This window comes from Leisingera sp. (assembly GCF_034669605.1).
Classification (GTDB): Bacteria; Pseudomonadota; Alphaproteobacteria; order Rhodobacterales; family Rhodobacteraceae; genus Leisingera.
The window spans coordinates 1-10,183 of record NZ_JAXMOX010000172.1 but is presented as its reverse complement, the minus strand read 5'-3'; the positions used below and the strand labels follow the sequence as shown (position 1 = coordinate 10,183).

General features: G+C 60.5%; 11 protein-coding genes and 2 pseudogenes. 3 read left to right on the top strand and 10 right to left on the bottom strand.

Going from position 1 to position 10,183, the window contains the following annotated elements; translation table 11 throughout:
* The 8 genes from VOI29_RS18580 to VOI29_RS18545 form a co-directional block, all read right to left on the bottom strand.
* Positions 1–1,017 (bottom strand): CpaF family protein (locus VOI29_RS18580; protein WP_323782052.1); only part of this gene is annotated, 1,017 nt, incomplete at its 3' end.
* Between the two features lie 23 nt (positions 1,018–1,040).
* A complete protein-coding gene (locus tag VOI29_RS18575; protein WP_323782050.1) occupies positions 1,041–2,270 on the bottom strand; it encodes an AAA family ATPase in 1,230 nt (409 codons plus the stop codon).
* A 154-nt stretch (positions 2,271–2,424) separates the two neighbouring features.
* Complete coding sequence (locus VOI29_RS18570; protein WP_323782046.1) at positions 2,425–3,054, bottom strand: OmpA family protein; 630 nt, start codon at positions 3,052–3,054, stop codon at positions 2,425–2,427.
* Between the two features lie 15 nt (positions 3,055–3,069).
* A complete protein-coding gene (locus VOI29_RS18565; protein WP_323782042.1) occupies positions 3,070–4,476 on the bottom strand; it encodes a type II and III secretion system protein family protein in 1,407 nt (468 codons plus the stop codon).
* 214 nt (positions 4,477–4,690) lie between these two features.
* Positions 4,691–5,548 carry a Flp pilus assembly protein CpaB gene (gene cpaB / locus VOI29_RS18560; RefSeq protein WP_323782039.1) on the bottom strand — a complete coding sequence of 286 codons (858 nt, stop codon included), beginning with the start codon at positions 5,546–5,548 and terminating at the stop codon, positions 4,691–4,693.
* Positions 5,549–5,645: 97 nt separating this feature from the next.
* Entirely contained in the window at positions 5,646–5,822 is a 177-nt protein-coding gene (locus VOI29_RS18555) for a hypothetical protein (RefSeq protein ID WP_323782036.1), read from the bottom strand.
* Positions 5,823–5,903: 81 nt separating this feature from the next.
* The gene (locus VOI29_RS18550; protein WP_323782032.1) at positions 5,904–6,038 is read right to left on the bottom strand and encodes a hypothetical protein; all 135 of its coding nucleotides are present in this window, start codon (positions 6,036–6,038) and stop codon (positions 5,904–5,906) included.
* A 354-nt stretch (positions 6,039–6,392) separates the two neighbouring features.
* Entirely contained in the window at positions 6,393–6,572 is a 180-nt protein-coding gene (locus tag VOI29_RS18545; RefSeq protein ID WP_323782030.1) for a hypothetical protein, read from the bottom strand.
* Between the two features lie 355 nt (positions 6,573–6,927).
* On the opposite strand from VOI29_RS18545, the gene VOI29_RS18540 reads away from it, so the two are divergent.
* Positions 6,928–7,734, top strand: coding sequence for a lytic transglycosylase domain-containing protein (locus tag VOI29_RS18540; protein ID WP_323782026.1), 807 nt, complete (start codon positions 6,928–6,930; stop codon positions 7,732–7,734).
* A 5-nt stretch (positions 7,735–7,739) separates the two neighbouring features.
* On the opposite strand, the gene VOI29_RS18535 is transcribed toward VOI29_RS18540, so the two are convergent.
* A complete protein-coding gene (locus VOI29_RS18535; RefSeq protein ID WP_323782022.1) occupies positions 7,740–8,309 on the bottom strand; it encodes a TetR/AcrR family transcriptional regulator in 570 nt (189 codons plus the stop codon).
* 378 nt (positions 8,310–8,687) lie between these two features.
* Here VOI29_RS18535 and VOI29_RS18530 point away from each other — a divergent pair, with 378 nt between their 5' ends.
* Positions 8,688–9,164 (top strand): hypothetical protein, encoded by a 477-nt coding sequence (locus VOI29_RS18530; protein ID WP_323782019.1) that lies wholly within the window; start codon positions 8,688–8,690, stop codon positions 9,162–9,164.
* A gap of 718 nt (positions 9,165–9,882) precedes the next feature.
* On the opposite strand, the pseudogene VOI29_RS18525 reads toward VOI29_RS18530, so the two are convergent.
* Positions 9,883–10,074 (bottom strand): annotated as a pseudogene (locus tag VOI29_RS18525) (succinyl-CoA--3-ketoacid-CoA transferase); the annotation flags it as partial.
* Between VOI29_RS18525 and VOI29_RS18520 the strand changes: the two are divergent.
* Positions 10,032–10,183 (top strand): annotated as a pseudogene (locus tag VOI29_RS18520) (hypothetical protein); the annotation flags it as partial. The pseudogenes VOI29_RS18525 and VOI29_RS18520 sit on opposite strands and share 43 nt — an antisense overlap.

Here is a 10,183-nt window from a genome sequence, read left to right as displayed (position 1 = left end):
GATCACGTCCTCGCCGCGGGTTTCGCCGACGATAATGCGGTCGGGGCGCATCCGCAGGGCGTTTTTCAGACAGTCGCGGGGGCTGACCTCGCCCTTTCCCTCGACGTTGGGGGGGCGGCTTTCCATCCGGCCCACATGGGTCTGCTGCAGCTGCAATTCCGCGGTATCTTCGATCGTCAGAATCCGTTCGGCATTGTCGATGAAGCTGGACAGCGCATTCAGCGTGGTGGTTTTACCCGAACCGGTACCGCCCGAGACGATGACATTCAGCCGGGTTGACACGGCGGCCTGCAGATAGGCGGCCATTTCTTCGGTGAAGGCGCCGAAGTTCACCAGATCGTCGATCCCCAGCTTGTCCTTTTTGAACTTCCGGATCGATACCAGCGAGCCATCCACCGCAACCGGCGGCACCATCGCATTGAAACGCGAGCCATCGGCAAGACGGGCGTCCACATACGGGTTGGATTCATCGACCCGGCGGCCCACAGCCGAGACGATCTTGTCGATGATCCGCATCAGATGCTTCTCATCCTTGAAGGTAATGTCGCTGATCTGCAGCTTGCCGTCACGTTCGACAAAGATCTGCTGCGGCCCGTTGACCAGGATATCGCTGACCGTGTCGTCCTGCAGCAGCGCCTCGAGGGGGCCGAGGCCGGTGACCTCGTCATACAGCTCTTTGTTCAGCTGCTGGCGGTCTTCACGGTTCAGGACGATGCTTTTCTCGGCCAGAATCTCGGTGGCGATGGTCGCGATCTCAGACCGCAGTTCCGCCTCGCCTGCGCGTTCCAGCGCGGCCAGGTTCAGGTTTTCCAGAAGCTCGCGGTGCAGCTGGATCTTGATTTCGCCCAAACGCTCCTTGCGTTTGCGATCCTTGTCCATCGGCTGCGCTTCGGCTGGCTTGCGCTGGACCGGCCGCCGCAGGCTGACAGCAGGCGCGGCAGTGGTTGTTGCCGCCGCCGCCGCGACCGGCGCAGGCGCGGAAGGTTTGGCCGTTTGCTTTTTGTACTTTGAAAACATCAACTCATCCCCGGTTCAGCCGCTTAGGCGGCTTCGGCTTCACTTCGGCCTAATGCGTGCAGCGAGGCTGCAAGCTTGGCGATTTCTTTGCGCAAGGGATTCTTCGCTGCCGAAACGGCCAGCGGCAGTCCGTGGTCGCAGCTCTGCAGGACCTGCTTGCCGCCATCGGGCAGCTGCAGGTCGATGGAGATGCTTAGGGACTCGGCCATCCGTTTGACCCGGCTTTTACCGGCAAGATCGGTGAACCTCGGCGCCCGGTTCAAGGCAAAGCGCAGTTTCTCGAACGGCAGATCCTCGGACTGCAGCGCCCGCTTCATGCGCAGCGTATTCTGAGCTGAGCGCATGTCCAGTTCGATCATCGCAAAGTAGACATGCGCCATGTGCAGCACGGTTTCGGACCATTGCACCAGCGTATGGGGCATGTCGACGACGACAAAGTCGAAGTGGCTGCGCGCCATTTCGATCACCCGCGTGATATCCTCGGGCGACAGCAGATCCAGCGGCACCAGCTCGGACGGTGCGGTCAGAACTTGCAGCTTTTCCTGGAACGGCAGCAGAGCCTGGCCGAACAGGTCTTCGTCCATGCTGTCGGTTTCGCTGAGCATTTCCATCACCACCTCACGGCGGGGCAGGTCCAGATAGGTCGAGACCGAACCGTGCTGCAGATCCAGATCCAGCAGGCACACGGTGGGCTCGTCATCTTCGCTGAGCGCTGCAAGCTCCCAGGCCAGGTTTACAGCCATGGTTGTCGATCCGGTGCCGCCGGCCAGTCCGTGGCAGACGATCACGGCGCCTTCGCGCTGGCTGCCGGACTGAAGCTGGTGCGGATTCTGCGCAACTTGCGGTGCGGGCGCCTGCAGCCGTTCGATGGCAGCCTGCAATTCCTGTTCAGGCAGCGGGTAGGGAACAAATTCGTCCGCGCCCTGGCGCAGCAGCGTGTGCAATACTGCCGGGGTCACGTCCTCGGCGATCAGGATCACCTTGATGCCGCGCACTTTGGCCTGGCTGATGATTTCGCCCATCAGCGGCAGATCGCCCTCATCGGCGCTGTCGATCGCCAAGGCGACAAACTGCAGCGGCTCTGCCTCGGTCTGGCCGAAGAAAGCCAGCGCCTCGGTAAAGCCCAAATCGCCCCAGGCCTCTCCCAGGGCGGCTTCCATGTCTTCGATAAGGAGGTCGAAATTCTGCACGTCCCGGCTGATCGTGCAGGCAACAATCGCAGGTGTCTCTGTTTGCGGCATTCCGCTGCTCATCGCCATCATCCTTGTTCACATGGGCAGACCGGGCTTTGGGCACAGTCCGCCTCTTGGAAACAATGTCGGTGGCAATCTAGGCGATATTGGGGCCAAAAATCCCCAAATCTGGGGAATTGTTACTACTTCGTAATCAACTGGCCGCGGAACCCGGCTACTGCAGCGTGCGCTCCAGCGACTGCTGAGTGGTCAGGGTGGTGCCCGGAACCGCGCTTTCCAGATATTCGCGGTAGATGATCTGGGCGTATTTCCCGTCCAGCACCGTCGGGTGGCGCTTGAGAAAACCGCTGACCTCGGTCACCGTCCGGCGGTTGCGGCGTTCGCGCTCCGGTGTCGGGATCAGCGGCTGGGTTTCACCATAGGAGACCACTGCTTCCAGCCGGCTGCGGCTGATGCCGCGGGACACCAGATAGTTCACAGCCGCGCGGGCCCGGCGCAGGCCAAGGGATTTGTTGTAGGCATTGCTGCCGACCGCGTCGGTGTGGCCGAAGACGCGGAAGCGCACTTCGGGGAATTGGCTGATCCAGACCGCCTGGCGGTCCAGGACCGACCGTGCGGTCTGATCCAGCCGGGCGCTGTCAAAGTCGAAGTTGATCGTGGTGGGCACTTCCTTGGCGAACCGGCTGGCCAATTGAATGGCAAAACTGCGTTCGCCGCTCATCACCGCTGCATTGCTGAGGGTCGACTCGCCAAAACCCCCCGAACGGTTCAGCTCATGGCCGGCCTCCCGCTCGCAGGCGGCCGCGGCCAGAAGAATGCCGAAAATTGCAGCGGTTCTGATCATCTGTGCCACTCCCTATCAGTCCAGCACGTAGCCGTAAGAGCCATTGAAATCCTGTTTGGCCACTTCGGCAGCCGGGCCGTTTTTGCTGCGGGAGGTGCGCCCGAACAGGAACAGGTCCTTTTCGCTCGGCGGCGCCACCCGGTCGGTCGGCAGGGTCAGCGCCTCACCGCGGGTCGGGGTGACCAGATGGGCGCTGACGATAATCACCAGCTCAGTCTGCTCGCGCTGGTAGTCGGCGCTGCGGAACAGCGCGCCCAGCACCGGCACATCGCCCAGCCAGGGCAGCTGCGAGGAATTGTCGAGGAATTCGTCGCGGATCAGACCTGCGATGGCAAAGCTCTCGCCGTCGCGCATTTCCACCGTGGTGGAGGTCTCGCGGCGCGAGAAGGCGTCGATGGTCAGGCCGCTGAGTTCAAGCGAATTGGACGGGTCGATGGCCGAGACCGCCGCGTTCAGTTCCAGATTGATGAGATCGCCGTCGATCACCCGGGGGATGAAGTTCAGCTCGATGCCGAACGGTTTGAAATCAACCGTGATGACACCGTCTTCCTGTGCAACCGGAACCGGGTACTCACCGCCGGCCAGGAATTTCGCCTCCTGCCCCGACAAAGCGGACAGGTTGGGTTCAGCCAGGGTTCGCACGACGCCCTTCTGTTCCAGAGCTTCCAGCAGCAGGCTGACCTGCACAGAACCGGCATTGAAGCCGAACAGGAAAGCGCCGGTGTTCTCGTTGGCGGCAGGAATGTTGCCGGCCAGCGAGTTGGCCAGCGCCGGGGCATTGTTTAGAGTGTTGGTGCCGCCGGTGCGGCCGCTGCCGGTGCCGCCGTTAAAGCCCAGCGAGGCGCTCAGGGATTTCGAGACCGAACGCTGCATTTCGGCAAAGCGGACTTTGAGCATCACCTGCTGCACGCCGCCGACCGACATCAGATTGCTGACCCGTTCCGGCGCATAGCGTTCAGCCAGGTCCAGCGCCCGCTGCAGCCGCACTGCGCTGGACACGGTGCCGGACAGCACGATGCCGTCATTGGCGGTGCGGACTTCGATTTTTTCATTGGGCAGGATCTGGCGCAGGCGTTCCTTGAATTCGGTCACATCCGCGGCCACCCGCACATCGACATTGGTGATCAGCCGGCCGGAGCCGTCCAGCAGCGTCAGCGTGGTCAGGCCGGGCGATTTGCCCAGCACATAGATCGTGCGGTCGGACAGGGAGGAGATATCGGCAATGCTGGGGTTGGCAATGCTCAGCTCAGCAAAAGGGATTTCGCTTTCCACCACCACGGCGCGGTTCATCGGCACGTCCAGCCTGGATGCCGTGCCTTTTTTCACCACCCGCAATGATTGCGCTGATGCCCCGTCTGCCTGCGGCATACCAATCAGCGATAGACCCAGCAGGGCCGCCGCTACGAACCGTCCAATTGCCATGTGACCTGCCTTTCCGATCACGCCTCAAAATACGGGTCTTTTTGCCCGCTCTTTCGGGCACTGTGGTGCAGATCCCGAATTATTGCAAGAATCAATGGCTTCGGGGGAGTTCCTGACCAGAGGCCAATGTGGGGCCTGCGCAACAGGCAAAACAGCCGCCCCTTGCTGAGAAAGGACGGCTGAGTCTGTAAAGGGCGGTGCGAAAATCAAAATACTAGTTGCTGCAGGGGATCGGAATCTCCACCACCTCTGCTCCGCGGCGGGTGCGGATTGTGCAGACTTTTTCCTTTTCCACTTCTTGCGGCGCTTCCAGGGCACCCAGGCCCAGCAGGGAGCGCTGGTCCACTTCGACAACCGAGGCGATTGTGTCATCGCCGGCGCCGACCAGGGCCAGCGACAACCGCCCGGTGGTTTGCGCCTGTGCCAGCGCGGCGACCTGCTTGGGGTGGGCGGCAACGGTGACGGTGCGGGCAATGATGGCTTCGTTGATGTCGCCGCCGGCGCTTTGGTCCACGGCCACCAGTTCCACATTGGTTTGGATCAGGCGGGTGACTTCACCGCGGGCGCCGGCTGACCCGGGCATCATGCCGGTCCAATAGACGTCCACCTTGTCGCCAGGCCGCAGGAAGCCCGAAACGCCGGAGGAGACATCGACCTTGATCGCAAAGGCGCGCATGCCGCGCTGCAACCGCGAGGTAATGCCGGCGTCTTTGCCCGGCGCGGTAACCTTGACGGCCATGATGGCTTCATCCGCTTCCATGGCGCGCAGAACCACTCTCAAATCATCGCCGGCTTGCGGTGGAAACAATGCCTCCAGGGTTGTAAAGGCGCCCTCGGGTATGGCGTTCTCCGGCCAGCGCACGGCACGCACGGCTTCCTGGGACAGCCGCTCGCCGTATTTCAAGGGCTTGGTGGCAACGAAGACATCCACCATCGGCACCGCCTCGGCACGGGCCGCGCGTTCGCGGGCCAGTTCATTCTGATAGGCCGAGATATAATTTTTGGCCATCATGACGGCGCCGCCCGCGAGGGCCACTCCGACGATCAGCACAAGTCCGAAAACTGCACGCATTGTGTTACCTCTCATACATTTCAGCCGGCACCCCGCGGGGCGGAGCCGGCTGCTGGATTGTTCAAGCTGTGACTGGAACTCCGCGCTTCTGCCGGATTCAGCCGAACGACCAGTTGGACATGTAGGCGGCAATTGCTTGCGCCGCGCCCAGGGCGCCATCTTCCATTGCCGCTGCAATCAATGCTGCCATCCCGACGATTGCAGCGCACAGGACAACCCAGTCGACGGTAACCGCTCCGTCGTCGCTTGCGATATATAAACGTAGCTTTTTCACAGTCTGAACCTCGCTGCCAAAACGGTTCCGGGGTGGAGGCGGCGCCGGATTGCCGATGCCGCCTCTCAGGTCAGGCAGTGATTAGGTCGGAGCTTGGGTGCTCAGATAGGAGCCGGTTTTGCTGGTCAGATCCGAAGCACCGGTTTCGATAGCGGTGTAGACAACGCCGCCCAGTGCGGCCACGGCTGCGGTCAGCACTACCCAGTCAACAGTCACGGCGCCGGAGTCGTCTCAGCTCTCTCCTTCTGGCCTGCCCGCCGGTTGATGAGTCTATTAAGCTGTATGAATAGGGCGTTAATTGGGCGTAATGCTGAGTTTTCTGCCCTAATGCCGGGAAGCCAAGTGGTTAAGTTGACCGCTGGAAATACCTGAGGAAGGCGGCGAGATTTGGAAGGAGTGCAACAGGAAGCTGGCGATTTTGCACCGATATATGAAATGCCTAGATCGGCTTGCTTCCTGGGTCGCTGATGCCAGTCCGCTTTATGCGCCGCCAACGTAAGCCTGCAATAGAAAAAGGCCGCCCGGGAACGGGCGGCCTTTTACGCGGTCAAGTCAGACCACTGAATAAGATCAGGTCGGAGCCTGTGTGCTCAGGTAGGAGCCGGTTTTGCTGGTCAGGTCCGATGCACCGGATTCAATGGCGGTGTAGACAACGCCGCCCAGGGCAGCGACGGCTGCGGTCAGTACAACCCAGTCAACAGTCACGGCGCCGGAGTCGTCTTTGCGGAAGTTTTTGATGAATTTGATCATGGTTCGGTCCCTCCAAAGGATCTCTGAATGTGTCATCCCGCCTTCTCGCCAGGGTCTGCTCTCTCACCTGCTTGACCACTGTCCGGCTTGGATGACTACATATAGCCAGTCCAGCGTGGCAGGATTTGGGCTGAAATCCGCATGGAGCCGCCCAATTTTTACTTTTCAGCAATAAAATCTCTATCCATCTGGTTCTGCTGGATTAATTTTTTGTTACCGTTTCGAGTCCCGTGATATTTCAGCGCCAGTCCGGGGCAAATAAGGCGGTTGCGCCAGATTCTGGGGCAGGAATACTGGCCTTTGGGCGCCAATTTTTTCAGGTTGGAACGGATTGAAACCACAGGCAGGCAGGGCAATGTTGATCCGGACCGCAGTATTGGCGCTGGCAGCCTGTGCCATGCCACTGGCTGCAGTGGCGCAGGAGGTGCAGCCAAAGCCCTTTCCCCAGTTCGAGGCCAAACGCATCAAGCCGCCGGCCCCGGGCACTGGCAAGCGTATTACCATACAGATTGAGCCGGAACCTGAGGAAGAGCTTCCAGCGCCTGCGGCAATTACCGCAGACAGCGGTGCAAAGCCAGCCGGCCGTTATGGCTGGTTCTGGGACAAGGTCGCCTTTGGGCTTGAGGGATCAGGGCCGGGGCGTCTGGATGACGCCCTGCAAGCCCTGAGCGGAGCCAAAGGCATGGCCGCCCCGCGTTTGCAGCTGATGCAGGACATAGTGCAGGAACGCGGAGTGCAGATCCTGACCGAAAGCGTCGGCACCGAGGTGTCGCCGGCCCTGGTCCTGGCGGTGATCGCAGTCGAATCTGCCGGCAAGGCAGATGCGGTCAGCTCGGCCGGGGCGCAGGGGCTGATGCAGCTGATGCCCGATACCGCCAAACGCTTTGGGGTGAGGGATGCACTGGAGGCGCAGCAGAACATTGCCGGGGGTATTCAGTATCTCAACTGGCTGATGGGGGAATTCGGCGGCGATCCCATTTTGGTGCTGGCCGGCTACAACGCGGGGGAAGGGGCGGTGCGCTCGCATCAAGGGGTGCCGCCCTATGCCGAGACGCGCGATTACGTGCCCAAGGTGCTGGCGGCCTATCAGGTGGCGCGCGGCCTGTGCATGACACCGCCGCAGTTTCTGTCCGACGGCTGCGTTTTCCGGCTGGGTAAATAGGGCGGTCAGCTGTTTTTCAAATAAGGCTGCAACAGCATCCGGGCGGTTTGCAGCGCGTCCTCTGCCGGATCGGGAGTGACCGACATGGCAGCCAGGACAATGGCGCCTTCCTTCAGCATCAAAAGCCGCCGGGCCAGTGCCGCCGGATCAGGCGCCCCTGCCGATCTGGCCAGGGTGGTGAAATGGTCCAGCAGCATCTGCTTGTGTTCGCTGGACTGCCGGTACACCGGATGCGCGTGGTCCTGAAATTCGGAGCTGGCCTTTACAAACATACAGCCGGCAAATTCGGGCTTGCCGAACCATTCCCGCAGGGCGGTGAAAATACCGATCAGCTGTCCCGCCGGTGTGTCCGAAAGTTCCTCCATGCGGCCATACAGCCAGCTGCGGAAGTTCGCGTCCCGCAGCTGCAGGACAGCAATGATCAGGTCATCCTTGGTGCGGAAATGCTTGTACATGGAGGTCTTGGAGACACCGGTTTCCTTGACCAGCGTGTCCATTCCCGTGGCGTGAAATCCGCTGCGGTAGAACACTTCCAGGGCTTTGCGGACCAATTCATCTCGTTTGTTCGGGCGCATGATTCGTCCTTATATGTACCGGTCTGTGCATACATTTGATTCCTTGAGGCGAAAACGCAAAATTTTTTGTTGTGTAATTTCAATGGTGAGCGGTCTTGATGTCCTGCTGCATGCAGGCGGCGGCAGTTTTCTCACGTTAACGTGCCGACCGGTAAATACAGGGCGTAGGAGTTGACGGAAAGGTACACCTCAACAGCTTTGAACGGTGCCATTTCAAGGCCTTTTGCAAACTTGAAAAGGGGGCGGCCAGCCCAAGGTGCCGTCGCCTGAAAAAAATTGCAGAAGTTTGGCGAAACCGGCGGGCGGCGGACATTATTCCGCCCGATTTAATTGATTTCTGGCGGGTATTTTCAAGCTTTACGATAGTGGAGGCAGGTTTTGAATTTTGGATTTGACCCGTCGGCGGTTGCCGCGGGTTCGCAAGAGCTGACCAGCAACTTTGTCCTGATCGGGATTATTGCATTTGCGGGTTTTTTCGGGCGGCTGGTTTTTGTGGCCTTTGCACCGGGCATTGCCAGGGCGGCCCCGTTCAGAAACTTCACCGCGCCCGGTTTCATCCTGCTGGCGGCGGCGCTGTTTGCCGGCGGGCTGTATCTGTCGGGCAGGATGGTCAAGGCGCAGGTGCTGGTCAGCCGCCACCTGGTGGATCCGGTCATCGTGACGCTGCTGGGGCGCGACAGCTGTGATCCGGCCGATGGCAGCTATTGCGTAGTGGTGTTCGAAGACGGCAGGGAGAAAATGGTCAACTGGTACGACAAGCGGGTCTATATGTGGGAAATCGTCAACCCGCCGGAGGGCGCCATATGGCACTCGCAGCGGCCGCCCGCACGGCCTGTGCCCGCAGCCGGGATTTGACTGTAAAACGGTCTTCACAGGAAAGGCGTGCCGGAAACCGTGACGCATTCCGCGAATTGGGACGCAGCGGGGCCCTGGCGGAGATTTTTCGCCGGGGCCTCTTGATTGAGGTGGTATTCAAGCAGGCCCGGAATTGCTCCAACCCGGTTTTCCTTGGATGAGCCATGGCCAGTGGAGCAGACGGCGAGGGGCCGGCGCTTTGCCCGGGCACGCATTTGCGCCGGGGCGCATGGCCGGTGTCTGATTTGCCGGGGGCGGTGGCACGGCGCTGCGGGATTTGCGGGTCTCCTCCGAACCCGGGACACGGACCGAACCAGTTGTAACTGACGCGGCAGATGTTGAAGATTTCCACGGGAACAGCCGGATAGAATGAAGGGCGCTTGGATCAAGCCGTCCGGTGCGTCTTTTGGCGCTTTCTGTTCCCGGAGTTCTGTCTTCGCGAAGGCCAGGTGAGGCGGCTGCAAATCCGGCATATGCCGCATTTCTTTCCGGCATCCGTGAGCGATGAAAACCTGCTCAGATCATTGATCCTGGCCTCATTCCTTTCGAATGTGGCAGCAGGACGGAGGCCCCGCATCGCCCAAATCATTTCACACCAATGCAATTCGTAAAAAGAACACCTGCCGAGGGTTTTCCCGGCAGGTGCTGTCTCAGTATCCTGAATCCCGGAATGCGTTGCGGAAACCGGGGGTCCCGGTTTGTCACGTTTGAACCGGGATCAGTTTACCAGGGTGGCTTGGGTCGCGCTGCGCATCTCGTCTTCGCTGACGCCATCTGCGAGTTCGACAATCTTCAGACCGCCGTCCACGACGTCGAGAACACCCAGGTTGGTAATGATCCGGTCCACCACGCCCTTGCCGGTCAGCGGCAGGGTGCAGTCTTTCAGAACCTTGCTGTCGCCGTGTTTCGATCATGAAAGTCGAAGTTGTTACCCCGGAAGAATACACTGGTGGTATCATCGGCGATCTGACCTCCCGTCGCGGGATGGTTCAGGGCCAAGACACACGCGGCAACGCAAT